Origin of the sequence: Flavobacterium sp. (genome assembly GCF_040402895.1) — a bacterium.
In the GTDB taxonomy this organism is placed as follows: domain Bacteria; phylum Bacteroidota; class Bacteroidia; order Flavobacteriales; family Flavobacteriaceae; genus Flavobacterium.
Map to the genome: position 1 here is coordinate 172,300 of NZ_JBBALR010000002.1, position 17,955 is coordinate 190,254.

Here is a 17,955-nt window from a genome sequence, read left to right on the forward strand (position 1 = left end):
TATGATTTTTGAATTAAACAAAAAATAGAATAACTTTGTTAGACCAAATTTTACATCATGAAAATACTTCTAAAATCACTTATCGTAACCGGAATTCTTGTGGTTTCTTGCGCAAAAAACCCGTTCACAGGAAAAAGCACTATGGCGTTTTATCCAAATAGTGCAATTTTTCCATCTGCTTTTCAGCAATACAATCAGTTTTTATCTGAAAATAAAGTTTTAAAAGGAACTTCAGATGCGAAACGGATTGAAACCATTGGTATGAAAATTAAAACAGCTTCTGAACGCTACTTAACTGCCAATGGAAAATCAGATTATTTAAATGAGTACAAATGGGAATACAATTTAGTAGAAAGTAAAGAAGTAAATGCTTGGTGTATGCCTGGTGGTAAAATTGTTTTTTATACTGGGATTTTACCTATTTGCAAAGACGATGCTGGAATTGCTGCCGTTATGGGACACGAAGTAGCACATGCTTTAGCAAATCATGGGCAACAACGTATGAGCGCTGGTTTATTACAACAAGTTGGCGCTGTTGGTGCTGCTATTGCTGCTGAAAAATATGCACCAAAATATCAAAAAGAAGCCATGCAGGCTTATGGAGCTGCATCAACTGTGGGTGGTATGTTACCGTTTAGCAGAGCGCATGAAAGTGAAGCCGATATGATTGGATTAACATTAATGGCAATTGCAGGATATGATCCTATCAATGCCGTAAAAGTTTGGGAAAGAATGTCAATACAATCTGAAGGAAAAGCACCTCCAGTATTTTTAAGCACCCACCCAAGTAACCAAACAAGAATAAACGAATTAACTGCATTACTTCCTCAGGCAAAAGCAGAAGCTGCTAAATTTGGAGTTACTTTTAAATAATAAAAATATTATCTTATATTAGTCCCGATATTTATCGGGATTTTTATTTTATATATGATGCAACAATTAGAAAAAGGAAATAGTAAATTATTAAACGCTTGGGCATTTTATGATTGGGCAAATTCGGTTTATTCCTTAGTAATATCTTCCTCTATTTTTCCATTATATTTTGGTTTTTTATTCACTAAAGAACACCCTAATATTGAAATGTATGGAATGGATATTAAAGCTACCTCACTAGTTTTCTTTATTACATCCTTTGCTTTTTTAACAGTAGCCGTTTTTTCTCCAATTTTGTCAGGAATTGCTGATTATTTGGGAAATAAAAAACGATTTATGCAATTTTTTTGTTACTTGGGTGCTGCCTCTTGTATTGGTTTATATTGGTTTACCAAAGAAAACATAGTATTTGGCATGTGTTGTTTCTATTTTGGATTGGTTGGTTTTTGGGGAAGTTTAGTATTCTATAATTCGTATTTATCAGATATTGCTTTTACAGAACAACATGATAAATTAAGCGCCAAAGGTTTTTCATTAGGCTATATTGGAAGTGTTATTTTACTTGTTATTTGCTTGTATTTAATTATTGGAAGAACAGATGAAGAAGCTATTCATGCTATGAAATTATCATTTGTTTTTACAGGAATTTGGTGGATTGCGTTTAGTCAATATACTTTTTATTATTTGCCAAAAGGAAATAAAAATAAGCATCCGCTAACTTTTTCGATAGTACTTAATGGATATAATGAACTTAAGAAAGTTCAAAAATTGTTTTTTAAAGACGCAACATTAAAACGTTTTTTAATTGCTTTTTTCATTTATAGCATGGCCGTGCAAACGGTAATGCTTGTAGCTACTTATTTTGGAGAACAAGAAATCAATTGGGGAAATGCAGATGAAAAAAGACAAGGTTTAATTGTTAGTATATTAATGATTCAATTGGTTGCGGTTTTGGGAGCTGTTTTAACCTCAAAATTAGCTTTAAAATTTGGAAACATTAAAACGTTGATTGGCATTAATTCTATTTGGATATTTATTTGCATAGGTGCCTTTTTTGTTACAGCACCCATTCAGTTTTACTTGGTTGCTGGAATTGTAGGTTTAGTTATGGGAGGCATACAATCGCTTTCACGCTCTACTTTTTCTAAATTAATGCCAGAAACAAAGGACACCACCTCTTTTTTTAGTTTTTATGATGTTGCCGAAAAAATTGGAATTGTAATTGGAATGTTACTTTACGGAAGCATCAACCAAATTACTGGTAGTATGCGAAATGCTATTTTATTTTTAGTGTTATTTTTTGTAATTGGTGTTATTTTACTTTTTAGAACACTAAAAATAAAAAAATAATTTTATATTTGTTTAATTAATATACTAATTATGAAATCATTTAAAACTTTAAAATTCTTTGTATTATTTGCTATTGCTCTTACATTAAATTCATGCGTAACTGAACCATTAGATTCCTCACTGGACACTTCTAACAATAATACTACAAATTCTTCAGGTATTTATAAATGGAGTTGTAGATTAGACGGGGTTTTGTATCAGTGGGAAGGAACGTTACAAAATCCTGAAAATGGCGGAGGAAATTACGCTGCAATTAACAATAAAGGGATGTTAAATTTATCATTATTAGAAAATTCTTTTCCAAAATTAATAATTATTATTCAGTTTCCTAATGCATCAACTGGTAACTTTATTTTTAATAGTTCAAGTCCAACTAATGAAGGATTTACTTATTTAAAGTATTATCCTAATTTTACAGCCGATACCTTTACGTCTGCATTTGGTGGTACTATGAATGCTAATATATCTTCCTTGTCATCAACTACTTTAGTAGCTAATCCAACTAATCCAGGTAAAGTAATAGGTACTTTTTCTGGAACAATAAAAAAAGGAGGAAGTACAGCATTATATACAATTTCTGAGGGAATATTTGAGGTTCCTAGATTCCAATAATATCATTTTATATACTTATAATATCCCGAATATTGTTCGGGATATTTTTTATGGCATACATCTTGACTACTAAAAATGTAAATTAATATGTATTTGCTGTTTTTATTGAGACTTACGTCAATTAAAAAAAATAGTTGTAAATTTACGTCCCTTTTTTAATGACAAAATGACTTATAAATAGATATGCCAAACCATAAAATAGTAGCGATTGACAATTTGTCGCTTCAAGAATTAGATTCAGAAGCAGAATTAATTCCATTAATGACTCCAGAAGATGAGGAGGAAATGAACAATGAGAAATTACCTGCTGATTTACCCATTTTACCCTTAAGAAATACCGTATTATTTCCTGGAGTGGTTATTCCAATAACGGCTGGTAGAGACAAATCAATCAAATTAATAAACGATGCCAATGCAGCCGGTAAAATTATTGGTGTAGTAGCCCAAAAAAATGAAGCAGACGAAGATCCTACTTCAGATGAAATTCATCATATAGGAACCGTTGCCAAAATTATGCGTGTTTTGAAAATGCCTGACGGAAATACAACCATTATTCTTCAAGGAAAAAAGCGTTTCGAAATTAATGAATTTACTCAAACTGAGCCATACTTTAAAGCCACAATAAAGGAAGTAAATGAAGTGCGTCCGAATAAAAAAGATGAAGAATTTTCAACTATAATTGAATCAATTAAAGATTTAGCAATTGAAATTATTAAAGAGAGTCCAAATATTCCTTCAGAAGCCACTTTTGCAATTAAAAACATTGAGAGTAATCCGTTTTTAATCAATTTTGTGTCTTCAAATATGAATTTAAATGTTTCAGATAAGCAATATTTATTAGGTATTGTAGATTTGAAAGCACGCGCTTTAGAAACGTTGCGATACATGAATTTAGAACTTCAAAAATTGGAGTTAAAAAACGATATTCAATCTAAAGTTCGATTTGATTTAGACCAACAACAACGCGAATATTTCTTACAGCAACAAATGAAAACCATTCAAGAAGAATTGGGTGGCGTTTCGCATGATGCTGAAATTGAAGAAATGCGTAATAAAGGAAAAAGTAAAAAATGGGATGCGAAAACGGCGGAACATTTTGATAAAGAAATTTATAAATTACAACGTACTAATCCGAATTCACCTGATTTTGGAATACAACGAAATTATTTAGATTTATTTTTAGAACTGCCTTGGAACGAATTTTCTAAAGATAAATTTGATCTAAAAAAAGCACAACAAATTTTAGATAGAGACCATTTTGGTTTAGAAGATGTAAAAAAACGTATTATTGAACATTTGGCCGTTCTGAAACTGCGAAACGATATGAAATCGCCAATTTTATGTTTATACGGACCTCCGGGTGTGGGAAAAACCTCAATTGGAAAATCGGTTGCGGAAGCGTTAGGAAGAGAATATGTGCGTATTTCTTTAGGTGGTTTACGTGACGAAGCTGAAATTCGCGGACATCGTAAAACCTATATTGGTGCGATGCCAGGTAGAATTATTCAATCCATAAAAAAAGCCAAAACCTCAAATCCAGTTTTCGTTTTAGATGAAATTGACAAATTATCTTCCAGTCATAATGGCGATCCATCTTCTGCGCTATTAGAAGTTTTAGATCCAGAACAAAATAGCGATTTCCATGATAATTTTTTAGAACTAGGTTACGACCTATCTAAAGTAATGTTCATCGCCACATCTAATAGTTTATCCACCATTCAACCGGCGTTAAGAGACAGAATGGAAATAATTAATATGTCGGGGTATACCATTGAAGAAAAAATTGAAATCGCAAAAAACTTCTTGTTGCTAAAACAATTAAAGGAACACGGATTAACTACAAAAGATTTACAAATTGGTAAAAAACAATTAGAAAAAATCGTGACGGGTTATACACGTGAATCTGGTGTTCGTGGTTTAGATAAAACGATTGCTCAAATGGTGCGTCATGCTGCAAAATCTGTAGCTATGGAAGAAGACTATAATAAAAAAGTAACAGATGCTGATATTCTTGAAGTATTAAAATCGCCAAGAATGGAACGTGATAAATATGAAAATAATGATACAGCAGGTGTAGTTACTGGTTTAGCTTGGACATCCGTTGGAGGTGATATTTTATTTATTGAATCGTTAGTTTCAAAAGGAAAAGGCGCAATGACTATGACTGGAAATTTAGGAACTGTTATGAAAGAATCGGTTACAATAGCACTAGAATATATTAAGGCAAATTCTAAACAATTAAATATTGAATCTGATGTCTTAAACCAATATAACATTCACATTCACGTACCAGAAGGCGCTACGCCAAAAGACGGTCCAAGTGCTGGAATTGCCATGTTAACCTCAATGGTTTCTAGTTTTACACAAAATAGAATTAAGAAAAATATTGCCATGACAGGTGAAATTACTTTACGTGGAAAAGTGTTACCTGTTGGTGGAATTAAAGAAAAAATATTAGCTGCAAAACGTGCCAATATTAAAGAAATTATTTTGTGTAAAGAAAACAAACGAGATATTGAAGAAATTAATGCCAATTATTTAGCTGGTTTAACTTTTCATTATGTTGATACTATGAAAGAAGTAATTGACATAGCTATTTTGAAAGAAAAAGTAAAAAACGCAGTAACTTTTGACATTAAAAAGTTAAATTAAATTTCAAAATTTTAAAATCAGACTAAAACCTATATGAAATAAAACATATAGGTTTTTTCTTTATATTTGAAATATTAAAATCAAATAATGAAAATATTACTTGTTGGAGAATTTAGTCGGTTACACAATTCATTAAAGGAAGGACTTTTGGCATTAGGCCATGAAGTTGTATTGGTGAATAATGGCGATGGATTTAAAAATTTTCCAGCAGATATTAGTATTCGTGCTGCTTTTTTTAAATCGAAAGTAGGAAATATTCCAAGACAAATTTGGTTTAGAATGTTTAAATTCGATTTGGCTTTATTAGAACATGGCATTCGATTTTGGTGGATTTCTAAAAAGTTGAAAAACTTTGATGTAGTGCAGTTAATTAATGAAAGACCTATACAAACTATTTCTAAGTTAGAATTATTTTTATTGAAACGCATTTTCGAACAAAACAATAAGATTTTCTTAATGTGTTGCGGAATAGACTACATGACCGTTTCACATATGCTAAATAAAAAAGACAGATACTCTTTAATGAATCCGTACTTTGAAGGTGTTCCAGAAGCCAAAAAACAATATGCCTATTTTTTTGATTTTTTAACCAAATCGCATCAAAAAATTCATCACTTTTTATATGAAAATAGTTTTGGTGTCATCGCTTCCGATTTGGATTATGTAGCGCCACTTATTGGCAATCCAAAATATTTAGGGTTGATTTCAAATCCTATAAATATTGATAAAATTGGAAGTAGTGAAACTACAATTTCTGCAAAAATTTCTATTTTCTTAGGGATAAATTCAGGGAATTCATACACAAAGGGAACTTCATTTTTTGAAAAAGCACTTGTAATTATTCAAGAAAAATACCCAAATTTAGTTGAGATTAAAATTACAAGAGATTTACCTTATACAGATTATCAAAAACATTTTGAAAAAGCAAACATCATTTTAGATCAGGTTTATGGTTTGGATCAAGGATATAATGCTTTAGAAGCCATGGCAAAAGGTAAAGTAGTATTTACTGGCGCAGAAACGGAGTTTTTAAATTGGTATAATTTACAAGAAGATGAAGTAGGTATAAATGCTTTGCCCGACGTAGATTATATAGTAGAAAAACTATCTTGTTTAATTGAAAATCCTTCAGAAATTAATCGAATTGGTAAAAATGCCATTCAATTCATAAATAAAGAACATCATTATGTTACGCAAGCTCAAAAGTATGTAACGCTTTGGTTACAAACATAATAAATCTTATTTTAATATTTAATAAGTAGCTCTAAATGCATCATTACAATTATTTTTATACTTTAAAGTAAGTTCTATCGATATAAAAAATGATAATTTTCAATTTTTATAAGTAGTAAACGTTTTACACTCGCTAAATTAAAAACAGGTAGTTTTTTTGTTTATTTTGTTTACTTTTAACAAAAAAAATATGTTTTCAAAACTTAAATACGAATACCTTTTAATTGTATTTACTTTATTTTCAATATTACTAATTAACTTATTTCTATCCTTATATTCTCAAAATGACTTATGTGTAGATTGTGAGAATTATTTAGAATCTGCAATTTATTTATTTAAAAATTTTGAAGTTCATTATTACAGACCAATTGGAATGTCACTAATTTATGGTTTTCCGATACTATTTGGCTATGATAAATATTTAGATTTATATAATTATGTTATTTTCATTAATATTTTATTTTATGTAGGTATCATAATTTATTTTTTTAAAATTTGTGTTTTATTTTTCAATAAAAAAAAGTCTTTTTATTTCAGTTTGTTACTTTTAACATATTTTGGTATAAGTCTTCATATAAATGAAATACTTTCAGAGATACCTTTTATTTTTATTATTTTAGTTGCTTTTTATTGTTTGGCGAAATATTATATTTTAAGTAAAACAGATTATTTATTTTACGCTATTTCATTATTTCTTTTTACAATATTAATTAGACCAGGTATCATTTACTTTTCGATTGGTATCTTTCTATATTATTTATTTAAGATTTATAAAATTTGGAACATTAAACGAATACTAGTTTTAATAGTACCAATAACTTTACTATTGTTTCAAATTACTAAAATGAAAGAGCAATATGGTAATTATACAATAAGTTATATTGATGCTGTTACCTATTATAATTACTTAGGAAGTAAAGCAATTTGTTTAAAAAATAATAAAAGACTAAATCAAAACAGTAATAAACGCGCTGATTTCATATTTAGTCAACCCTTTAAAAATCAAAAAAGTATTGCATATCAAGATTTAATTTTCCAAATTAGAAATAACACATATTATATGGTTAAGGCTTATATTGATGATGTGGAAGAAAATACAAAAACATCTAGTTCACGACTTCAATATCTGAAAAACATTAAAAATGAGAAACATTATGATGTAAAAATAAAACTTATTTCAGAAATAACAGAATGGCAAAACAAATTAATAACCCTATTTGGATTACTGTTAGCGTTGTATTTTATTGTAACTTTTAAAAAACATAATAAAATTGTCTTAGTTTTTGCATTATATTTTAGTTACGTTTTTTTTATTTCAGGAATTTCAAGTACGCAAGGCGATAGATTTCATATTGTATTTTATCCAATTGTGCTGTTATTACTTTTCATTTTTTTAAAAAATATAAAAAACATTACTAACAAATACATGAAATAAGTAAAGGTGTGAGCCATTACTATTCCGTTAATTCCAAAAGTGTGTAACATCCAATTTGATGAAAAATATAGGATACATAAAGAAATTATTTCTGTAATAATAAACGTCTTTGTTTTTTTATTTGCAATTAATATGGTTCCAAAAATTAGAGAAATTGCTTTTAATAAATCACCTAGTAATTGCCATAGAAATAACGATTCCATTGTTTCAAATTCAGAAGAAAACAAAACTTGAATAATTAATTTTCGCAAAAAATAAATAATTACTAAACCAATAGTGAAAAGTGGAATAATCGTTTTTAAATAATTAAAAATAATTTCCTTTAAATTTGAATTTTTTGCAGCTAATTTTGGGTAAAAATAAATTGTCATTATCGAAGAAACAAATAATAAATAATACGAGGAAATCCGTTGTAAACCTTCATATATACCGGCATTTTGTAATCCCGTTATTGTAACAATATCGGTACGAATTTCCAATAATACGAATGAACCAATTACACCTGAAACCAAGGCCATCAACACATATTCAGACAAGTTTATGAAAACCGAAAAATCAAAAGATGAAAAGGAAAAAACATCAGAAATTGAAATAAGATTTTTAAGATAGAACAAGCAAACAAAAAACACAAAAACTGGTGCTAAAACTAAGGAAACCAAAGCGCCAAATGTGGAATAATAATAGATTAAAAACAACGAAAATACTAACGCAATACCACTTGAAATAATCTGAATATAAATAACCTTTTTATATTCCTGAAAACCGTTAACTACTGAAATACAATACGTTGAAAAAACATATAATGGAAATAAAATAGCCAAAATATAAAACAAAAAACCATACATTTCAGATTGATTAAATAGTTGTTTTGACAAATAATTGGCACCAAAAATCAAGATGAAACTAATTGCAATTGAAGAAGATAAAAGCAACAATCCAAAAGTGGCTAAAACCGATTTCAATTTAGTTTTATCGTGCTGATATTCAGATACATATTTTATTATCGCATTCTGAATTCCGAGTAAGGAAAAGTTTTCAACTACATTTAAAAAAGCTCTAAAGTTTCCTACGTATGCCATTCCGTTTGCACCAACAAAAAGAGCTAACGCCTTAGAAGTACTAAAACCAAAAATTAATTTCAACAAAATATGAATACTATTCAAAGAAGTAATTTTGAATAAAGGTTGTTGAATTATTTTCTTAATTTCTGACAATTAATAGGAATTTAAAGTAGCAATAATATGGGTAATTTCAGCTTCTTGCAAAACAGAACTTATAGGTAAACTTAAAACTTCATCATGAATTTTTTCTGTTATTGGCAAATTCAAATGATTATAATCCTGTAATGCTTTTTGTTTATGAGGCGGAATGGGATAATGAATAACGGTTTCAATTCCGTTAGAATTTAAATATTCTTGTAAATCATCTCTATTTTCTGTACGAATAACAAATAAATGAAATACATGTTCATTGAAATTGTTGCAAATTGGCAATTCAATTTTTTTGTTTTTAATTTCAGATAAATAACGTTTTGCTATTCTTTTTCGCGTCTCATTTTCAGTATATAAATGTGGCAACTTAATGTTTAAAAATGCCGCTTGTAATTCATCTAAACGAGAATTTATTCCAATAAAATCGTTATGGTATTTTTTGTTAGAACCATAATTTCTTAGAGAAAATAAAACTTCTGCTAAAGTATCATCGTTGGTTGTAATCGCTCCACTATCGCCTAAAGCACCTAAGTTTTTTCCGGGATAAAAGCTAAATGCTCTCGTGTGATTTCCTATAAAAGTTAACCCATGAGCTTGAGCAGCATCTTCAATAATAAGTATATTATGAGAGTCACAAATAGCATTAATTTTATCCATTTCGGCTAATTGACCATACAAATGAACCACTAAAACGGCCTTTGTTTTTGAAGTAATTTTTTCTTCAATTAAATTGGGATCGATATTGTACGTTTCAATAGTTGGCTCTACAAAAACAGGAAGTAAATCGGCTTGCAAAATTGCTAAAACAGAAGCTATATAGGTATTGGCTGGAACAAGTATTTCATCACCTTTTTTTAATTTTCCTAATTCAATATAAGCTTTTAAGATTAACACTAAAGCATCTAATCCGTTTCCAACTCCAATACAATGCTTTGATTGAGAAAATGTAGCAAAACTTTGTTCAAATTGTTTCACTTCATCACCTAAAATATACCAACCTTTATCTAAAAATGCTGCCGTTTTAGATAAAAATTGGGCCTCAAATGGCTTGTTTAATTTATGTAAATCTAAAAATTTTATCATATCAAAACCTGCTTTAATTTTACATAATTTTTAGTCTCAATTTCATAAAAATTTTGAACAATAGTTCTTGCTCCAAAAGATTCTTTCCAATAATGTAAACTTTCGTTTAATTGTAAACCATTATTTTCATTAGAAATACCAAAATCAAAATACTTATAATTACTAAAAACACTGTTAATTAAGTGATTATATAAAAAATCTAATCCACCATATTTAGTATTGAATGCCATATTTCCCGAAATATATTGTGGATGCACTACATTTTTAGTAACAAAAACGGTAACACCACCAACAATTTTATTTTCAAAATACACATTGAATTGCCTAATTAATTTTGGAAATTTTGACTTTAAATAGGTTATTTCTTCTAAAGTATGAATGGGTTTTGTTTGATATTTTTGTGCTAAATTTGGAAGTAATAATTCCTTCCAAAACAAATCAAAAGTGGTTTCTTCAACAATTTTTAACTGATGTTTTTCGCCGTTTTCAATACCTCGCTTTCTAACTCTAGAAGGAGTAATTTTATTTCCTAATTCCACAATTGCTATTGCGTCTCTTCTGGTTAGTTTGGCTTTTAATAAAAAGGAAATATATTCCATTTCATCTGAAGGAAATGAATTATAAATAGTTGGAATTACCTTTAGATGAAGTTTTATAATTTCAGCATCAAATAAATAGTGTATTAGCTGATAATTTAGCTGTATCACTTCCGAAAGTTTACAATTTGAATCTAAAACTAACCCGCCATAAGTTAAACCTTGATGCGAATATATTTCGTCACCTACTCTATTTGCCGGTAAAAGTGCTATTAAATTATCTTTTTCATCAAAAATAAGCAATGAATAATCTTCAAATCTATCGGAATGATATTCCATAAAATCTCTATGAAACAAAAATGTAGCATTTTTAGCTTTTGCTACAAAGTCATTCCATAAATTATAATGTTCGGAAGTATATTTTACTATTTTATAAGTATCCATTATTGATTTTAAGTATTCAAATTTTGAAAAATAGGAATTTCGTATCTTAAATCTTTGGGGAAATTAGTAAAATTTATTACTTTGGTAAAATTATTAAGCATAAATATTAAATATTTAAACCTCTTGATGAAAAAATCACTTGTTTTTTTTATGTTTATTTTACAATTTTCATTTTCTCAAAATATTGGTTTATATAACCAATTTAATGGGAGATATGACTTTACATTTGTAGGAAACACACTAAATCCTATTGAAAATTCATTTCAAACTACACCAGCGGTTTTAACAACATCTTCCGCTACATTGGCACTTAATCCAAATGATAGTATTGAAAGTGCTTATCTGTATTGGGCAGGTTGTGGAACTGGCGACTTTAATGTCAAATTAAATGGAACAGATATAACGGCAACCAGAACGTTTTCAAATACATTAACACAAGGACAATCCTTTAATTTTTTTAGCGCATTTGCTAATGTTACCTCTCTAGTTCAAGCCACCGGAAATGGTACCTATACGCTTTCAGACTTAGATGTAAGTTCTTTCATATCGCTACATGCGCAAAACAGTACCAATTTTGCAGGTTGGGCTTTAATTGTAGTCTATAAAAATCCTTCTTTACCTTTAAATCAGTTGAACGTATACGATGGTATGCAAGTGGTTTCTTTTTTTCAAAATTTTTTAAACGTGCCTTTAAATGCTTTAAATGTTATTGATAATGTAGATGCAAAAATTGGTTTTTTAGCTTGGGAAGGTGACTCCGGTATTCAAGTAAACGAAACCTTGCGAATTAATGGAAATATAATTAGTAATCCGCCTTTAAATCCAGGAAACAATGCTTTCAATGGCACTAATTCGATTACAAATTCCAATCAATTATATAATATGGATTTGGACATTTATAACATCCAAAATAACATAAATATAGGAGATACTTCGGCATTAATTCAGCTGACTTCAGGGCAAGATTATGTAATGATTAATGCAATAGTAACCAAATTGAACAGTCAGTTGCCCGATGCACGAATTACTTTTCCTGCACCTATACTAAGTTGTAATGAAAGGCAACTTCAAATTAATTATATTGTAACCAATAACAATTCTACAGCCAGTTTACCTGCTAACACGCCAATTACTTTTTATGCTGATAATATAGTTGTTGGTTCGTCTTTTACGCAAAACACCATTCCAATCAATGGATCTGAAACAGGAACTATTTTGGTAACAATCCCTTCAAACATTCCTTTGCAATTTAATTTTATTGCAAAAGTTGACGATATAGGCAATGGAACCGGAATTGTAAATGAAATATCGGAAACTAATAACACATTTAATTTACCATTACAACTTAAAGTTTCTCCAAATTTCAATGCTCTTGATGATCTTGTAAGTTGCAATTTAGGATTAACAAAAGGTAGCTTCGATTTTTCTGAGTATGAAGGTTCCGTAAAAACAAATCCAGGACATTTGAGTACATTTTATTCTTCTGAAGCAGACGCTTTAAATTTCACCAATCAAATACTATTTTTAAATAATTTTGAAGCATTACAAACTCCAAAAACTATTTGGGTTAGAATAGACGATGAACAAAATGGTTGTTACAGCTTAACTTCGTTTGAATTATTTACAAAAAATTGCGAACCTATAGTATATAACGCTGTTTCACCTGATAATGATGGTTTAAATGATTTCTTTTTTATTGAAGGATTACGAGATATTTTTATACATTTTAAGTTAGAAATTTATAACCGCTGGGGAAGATTATTATGGACTGGAAATAACAATAAACCTGATTGGAATGGGTATTCAGAAAATACAATGGGAAATAATGAAGCGCCAAGTGGAACCTATTACTACATTTTGTATCTTAATGATCCTGATTATCCAAAACCAATAACTGGTTATTTATATTTAAGAAGATAGCAGATGTAAACAAAACTTAAAATTATAACTATAATTTTAAAAAGTAACTTGTCTCAAATAAATTTTATACTTTTAGCCAACAAAAAACAAAAAACTATGCGAATATTTAATGTCCTGCTAGCAATATTAGCTATCAATTTAGGTTTTAGCCAAAATTATTTTCCAAAAAATGATGGGGTCAAACAAACCTATAAAAATCCAGTTGCAATTACTAATGCAACTATTTACTCCTCTTCAATAGTTAAAATTGAAAATGCAACGCTTTTATTTGAAGGCGATAAAATTTTAGAAATCGGAACACAAATTTCAATTCCTAAAAACGCAACAATAATTGATGCTACAGGAAAAACCATTTATCCTTCATTTATTGACTTATATACTGAATTTGGAATTCAAAAACCACAAAGAAAATCAGGAAATTCAAGATCACCACAATACGACTCTGAAAGAAATGGGTACTATTGGAATGACCACATTAGAGCCGATTTTAATGCATATGAGAACTTAAATTATGATGAAAAAACGGCGAAAGATTTAAGAGAAACTGGATTTGGAACAGTTTTAAGTTTTAATAACGATGGAATTGTAGCCGGAACAGGATTACTTTGGACATTAAATGACATCGAAAATAATGGTGTTAGAATTTTAAATAATAAAATATCACAACACTTAACATTTAAAAGAAGTTCGCTTTCCGGACAATCCTACCCTTCTTCTTTGATGGGAAGTATGGCATTAATTCGTCAGTTTTATCATGATGCTAATTGGTATGCTGCTGGAGGCTCAAAAACAAAAGATATTTCATTAGAAGTATTTAATCAAAATAAAAATTTGGTGCAAATATTTAATGCTGGCGATAAATTAAATATCTTAAGAGCAGATAAAATAGGTGACGAATTCGGAATAAATTACCTAATTAAAGGTAGCGGAAACGAATTAGAACGTATCGAAGAAATTAAAAAAACAAATGCTTCATTTATTATTCCAATTAATTTTCCTGATGCCTATGACGTTTCCGATTCTTTTTTAGCAGAACAAGTGGTTTTGTCTGATATGAAATTTTGGAATCAAGCGCCATATAACCCTAAAGTACTTGCTGAAAACAATATTAATTTTGCAATAACAACTGCCGATTTAAAAAATTCAAAAGACTTTTTAACTAACTTAAGAAAAGCCGTAGAATTTGGTTTTCCTAAAGAAAAAGCATTAGCTGCATTAACGGAAATTCCTGCAAAAATTGTAAACCAAACAAACATTGGTTCCTTAAAAAAAGGAAACTTAGCAAATTTTATTATCGTGAGTGGTGATATTTTCGAATCAAAAAACACAATTCAAGAAAATTGGGTGCAAGGAAATAGATTTATAATTGAAAAAATACAACCTTCAGATATTAGAGGTAAATACGATTTAATTTTAGATTCCAACACTTACAATTTAGCCATTGAAGGTGAAATCACAAAATTAGAAGCTAAAATTTCGCAAGACAAAATAGAGTTCGGAACAAAAATTACATACAACGATCCTTGGATTACGATGGTTGTTAGAGGAAAAGATACTATTTCATCGAAATTTATAAGAATTTCTGGATTAAAATCTGAGACCGGTTTTTCTGGAAAAGCCTTTTTAGAAAACGGAAAAGAAGTAGCTTGGAGTGCTGTTAAAAAACCAGTAACTACTGAATTAAAAAAAGATACTGCAACTGATAAAAAAGAAGATAAGAAAACACCCGTTTTTTATCCAGTTACTTTTCCAAATATAGCTTTTGGAAATTTAACTAAACCCAAACAAGAAACAATATTATTTAAAAACGCCACAGTTTGGACAGGAGAAAAAGAGGGAATTTTAAAAGAAACCGATGTCTTAATTGAAAACGGAAAAATTATTAAAATTGGCAAAAACTTACCTCAAAAAGGAAAAGTTATTGATGCCACAGGCAAGCACTTAACCGCAGGTATTATTGATGAACATTCGCACATTGCCATTTCAAATGGAGTAAATGAAGGCGGACAAAATTCGTCGGCTGAAGTTACCATTGAAGACGTTGTAAATTCTGAAGACATTAACATTTACAGAAATTTAGCTGGTGGGGTAACATCTGCTAACTTATTACATGGTTCTGCCAATCCGATTGGTGGTAGAGCTGCATTTATCAAGTTAAAATGGGGATACAATCCAGATGAAATGTTAGTTAAAGATGCACCTAAATACATCAAATTTGCTTTGGGTGAAAATGTAAAACAATCAAATTGGGGTGATATTGAAAGACTACGTTTCCCTCAATCCAGAATGGGTGTAGAACAGGTATATGAAGACTATTTTTCACGTGCAATGGCGTATCAAAAAGAATGGGAGGCATACAATACAAACAAAAGTAAAATTGCACCTCGTTTTGATATAGAATTAGAAACCTTAAGTCAAATTTTAAATAAAAAACGATTCATTACTTGTCATTCCTATGTGCAATCTGAAATAAATATGTTACTAAAAGTAGCTGAAAAATATAATTTTAAAATTCAAACATTCACTCATATTTTAGAAGGTTACAAAGTGGCAGACAAAATGGCTAAACACGGCGTTGGAGGTTCTACTTTCGCAGATTGGTGGGGTTATAAATTTGAAGTAAATGACGCCATTCCATACAATGCAGCATTAATGAATACTGTTGGTGTAACCGTTTCAATCAATTCTGACGATGCTGAAATGTCAAGAAGATTGAACCAAGAAGCAGCAAAAACACTAAAATATGGTGGTGTAACAGAAGAAGCAGCTTGGAATTTTGTAACCTTAAATCCTGCTAAATTATTACAAGTGGATGATAAAGTTGGAAGTATAAAGTTGGGTAAAGATGCCGATGTGGTGCTTTGGTCTGACAATCCTTTAACGATTTATGCTACTGTAGAAAAAACTATTGTTGACGGAATTATTTTCTTCGATTTGGATCAAGAAAATGCCAAAAATGAAACGGTGCAAAAAGAGAGAAATGAATTAATTAATTTAATGTTAGAAGCTAAAAACAAAGGATTAAAAACTCAAGAACCAAAGAAAAAATCGAGCGGACATTACCACTGTGATACCCTTGGTGAAAAATGTAGAGAATTTCACGCTAAATACAATAATTAATAAGTATTACACTATTTTTCAACACAGATTTCACAGATTAAAATAATTTCAAAAATCTGTGTTATTAAAAATTAATATAAAATGAGAAAATTAACATATATACTAGCACTAACTACTTTAATTAGTTTTGCACAACAAACGCCAGCGCCAAAGCAAACGAAATCAATTTTAATCATTGGTGGAACGGCACATTTAGGTAACGGAAAAGTTCAAGAAAACAGTTTAATATCCATTGTGGATGGAAAAATTGCTTCCGTTTCAGATGCAACGGTAACTAAAATCGGCAAACACGATATTGTGATTCAAGCAGATGGAAAGCATATTTATCCGGGTTTCATTGCACCAAATTCTACTTTAGGATTAGTGGAAATTGATGCCGTAAGAGCTTCAGATGACGAAAGTGAAATTGGAGAATTTAACCCACATATTAGAAGTTTAATTGCATATAATTCCGAATCAAAACTAACAGAATCAGCAAGACCAAATGGGGTTTTAATTGCCCAAATTACACCTCGTGGTGGAAGAATTTCTGGAACTTCTTCTGTGGTTCAATTTGACGCTTGGAATTGGGAAGACGCAGTGATAAAAGAAAATGACGGAATTCATATGCGATGGCCAAATAGTTATGCACGATTAGGATGGTGGGCAGAACCAGGTGGCATAGAATCTAACAAAAAATATGACGAGCAAACCAAAGGCATTCAACAGTTTTTTGACAATGCGTTTAATTATTTAAAATCAGATAAAAAAACAAAAGACATTCCTTATGATGCGATGAATGGGTTACAAAGTGGCGAAAAAACGTTGTTTGTAAACGCAAATGGTGAAAAAGAAATTACCGATATTATCTTATTCAAAAAGAAAAACAATATTAAAAAATTAGTCATTATTGGTGGCTATAATGCACATAAAATTGCCGATTTATTAAAAGAAAATAATGTGTCTGTTTTATTGAGAAGAGTGCACGACGTTCCAAATTCGGAAGATGAAGATGTAAATTTACCCTACAAAATTGCTAAAATTTTAACCGAAAAAGGAATTGTAGTTGGTTTAGAAAATTCTGGTGATATGGAACGTATGCAAACGAGAAATATTCCGTTTTACGCCGGTACTTGTGCCGCTTGGGGAATGAATAAAGAAGAGGCACTTAAATTAATTACATCAAACACCGCTAAAATTTTAGGAATTGATGCTAAATTTGGAACCATAGAAGCTGGAAAAAGCGCTACCCTATTTATTTCAGAAGGGGATGCATTAGATATGAAAACAAACAAATTAGCTCACGCTTTTATTGATGGACGACAAATTAGTTTAGAAAGTCACCAAACCGAATTATACGAAAGATATAAAGGGAAGTTTGAAAGGGAAGGTTCCTCAAAATCGGAAGTGAAAAACTAAATCACAAATTAATAATTTAAAAGTCGCAAAGCCATTCGTTTTGCGACTTTGTTTTTATATTTAAAAAAGATAACTTTGTAACTTAGAT

Annotated in this window: 12 protein-coding genes; 9 read left to right on the forward strand and 3 right to left on the reverse strand. The window is 29.7% G+C overall.

Features of this window, described 5'->3' with window-relative positions:
* Positions 1-57 precede the first annotated feature (57 nt).
* The 6 genes from ABWP60_RS02785 to ABWP60_RS02810 all read left to right on the forward strand — a co-directional run bounded on the left by ABWP60_RS02785 (position 58) and on the right by ABWP60_RS02810 (position 8,155).
* Positions 58-873 carry a M48 family metallopeptidase gene (locus ABWP60_RS02785; RefSeq protein WP_353148190.1) on the forward strand — a complete coding sequence of 272 codons (816 nt, stop codon included), beginning with the start codon at positions 58-60 and terminating at the stop codon, positions 871-873.
* A gap of 57 nt (positions 874-930) precedes the next feature.
* Positions 931-2,223, forward strand: coding sequence for an MFS transporter (locus ABWP60_RS02790; RefSeq protein WP_353148863.1), 1,293 nt, complete (start codon positions 931-933; stop codon positions 2,221-2,223).
* Positions 2,224-2,253: 30 nt separating this feature from the next.
* Positions 2,254-2,835, forward strand: a complete 582-nt coding sequence (locus ABWP60_RS02795) for a hypothetical protein (protein WP_353148193.1) — start codon at positions 2,254-2,256, stop codon at positions 2,833-2,835.
* A gap of 183 nt (positions 2,836-3,018) precedes the next feature.
* Entirely contained in the window at positions 3,019-5,487 is a 2,469-nt protein-coding gene (gene lon / locus ABWP60_RS02800) for an endopeptidase La (RefSeq protein ID WP_353148195.1), read from the forward strand.
* A gap of 87 nt (positions 5,488-5,574) precedes the next feature.
* Positions 5,575-6,720 carry a glycosyltransferase gene (locus tag ABWP60_RS02805; RefSeq protein WP_353148198.1) on the forward strand — a complete coding sequence of 382 codons (1,146 nt, stop codon included), beginning with the start codon at positions 5,575-5,577 and terminating at the stop codon, positions 6,718-6,720.
* Between the two features lie 844 nt (positions 6,721-7,564).
* The gene (locus tag ABWP60_RS02810; protein ID WP_353148202.1) at positions 7,565-8,155 is read left to right on the forward strand and encodes a hypothetical protein; all 591 of its coding nucleotides are present in this window, start codon (positions 7,565-7,567) and stop codon (positions 8,153-8,155) included.
* Here the strand turns inward: ABWP60_RS02810 and ABWP60_RS02815 are convergent.
* The 3 genes from ABWP60_RS02815 to ABWP60_RS02825 are packed head-to-tail and all read right to left on the reverse strand — an operon-like array spanning position 8,080 to position 11,429.
* Entirely contained in the window at positions 8,080-9,369 is a 1,290-nt protein-coding gene (locus ABWP60_RS02815) for an O-antigen translocase (RefSeq protein ID WP_353148205.1), read from the reverse strand. The two genes, ABWP60_RS02810 and ABWP60_RS02815, sit on opposite strands and share 76 nt — an antisense overlap.
* Entirely contained in the window at positions 9,370-10,449 is a 1,080-nt protein-coding gene (locus ABWP60_RS02820; protein ID WP_353148208.1) for a DegT/DnrJ/EryC1/StrS family aminotransferase, read from the reverse strand.
* Positions 10,446-11,429 carry a GNAT family N-acetyltransferase gene (locus ABWP60_RS02825; RefSeq protein ID WP_353148211.1) on the reverse strand — a complete coding sequence of 328 codons (984 nt, stop codon included), beginning with the start codon at positions 11,427-11,429 and terminating at the stop codon, positions 10,446-10,448. Before ABWP60_RS02825 ends, ABWP60_RS02820 begins: the two co-directional genes overlap by 4 nt.
* 126 nt (positions 11,430-11,555) lie before the next feature.
* On the opposite strand from ABWP60_RS02825, the gene ABWP60_RS02830 reads away from it, so the two are divergent.
* From ABWP60_RS02830 to ABWP60_RS02840, 3 genes are all read left to right on the forward strand, one after another.
* Entirely contained in the window at positions 11,556-13,349 is a 1,794-nt protein-coding gene (locus ABWP60_RS02830) for a T9SS type B sorting domain-containing protein (RefSeq protein WP_353148214.1), read from the forward strand.
* A 96-nt stretch (positions 13,350-13,445) separates the two neighbouring features.
* Positions 13,446-16,469 carry an amidohydrolase family protein gene (locus ABWP60_RS02835; RefSeq protein WP_353148217.1) on the forward strand — a complete coding sequence of 1,008 codons (3,024 nt, stop codon included), beginning with the start codon at positions 13,446-13,448 and terminating at the stop codon, positions 16,467-16,469.
* An 81-nt stretch (positions 16,470-16,550) separates the two neighbouring features.
* Entirely contained in the window at positions 16,551-17,867 is a 1,317-nt protein-coding gene (locus ABWP60_RS02840) for an amidohydrolase family protein (protein ID WP_353148220.1), read from the forward strand.
* Positions 17,868-17,955: the final 88 nt, after the last annotated feature.

Bases quoted from the DNA above. Each gene is read 5' to 3' on its own strand.
- ABWP60_RS02820 (WP_353148208.1), bottom strand. From the start codon at position 10,449: ATGATAAAATTTTTAGATTTACATAAATTAAACAAGCCATTTGAGGCC.
- ABWP60_RS02830 (WP_353148214.1), top strand. From the start codon at position 11,556: ATGAAAAAATCACTTGTTTTTTTTATGTTTATTTTACAATTTTCATTT.
- ABWP60_RS02805 (WP_353148198.1), top strand. From the start codon at position 5,575: ATGAAAATATTACTTGTTGGAGAATTTAGTCGGTTACACAATTCATTA.
- ABWP60_RS02810 (WP_353148202.1), top strand. From the start codon at position 7,565: ATGAAAGAGCAATATGGTAATTATACAATAAGTTATATTGATGCTGTT.
- ABWP60_RS02785 (WP_353148190.1), top strand. From the start codon at position 58: ATGAAAATACTTCTAAAATCACTTATCGTAACCGGAATTCTTGTGGTT.
- ABWP60_RS02835 (WP_353148217.1), top strand. From the start codon at position 13,446: ATGCGAATATTTAATGTCCTGCTAGCAATATTAGCTATCAATTTAGGT.
- ABWP60_RS02795 (WP_353148193.1), top strand. From the start codon at position 2,254: ATGAAATCATTTAAAACTTTAAAATTCTTTGTATTATTTGCTATTGCT.
- ABWP60_RS02840 (WP_353148220.1), top strand. From the start codon at position 16,551: ATGAGAAAATTAACATATATACTAGCACTAACTACTTTAATTAGTTTT.
- lon (WP_353148195.1), top strand. From the start codon at position 3,019: ATGCCAAACCATAAAATAGTAGCGATTGACAATTTGTCGCTTCAAGAA.
- ABWP60_RS02825 (WP_353148211.1), bottom strand. From the start codon at position 11,429: ATGGATACTTATAAAATAGTAAAATATACTTCCGAACATTATAATTTA.
- ABWP60_RS02790 (WP_353148863.1), top strand. From the start codon at position 931: ATGCAACAATTAGAAAAAGGAAATAGTAAATTATTAAACGCTTGGGCA.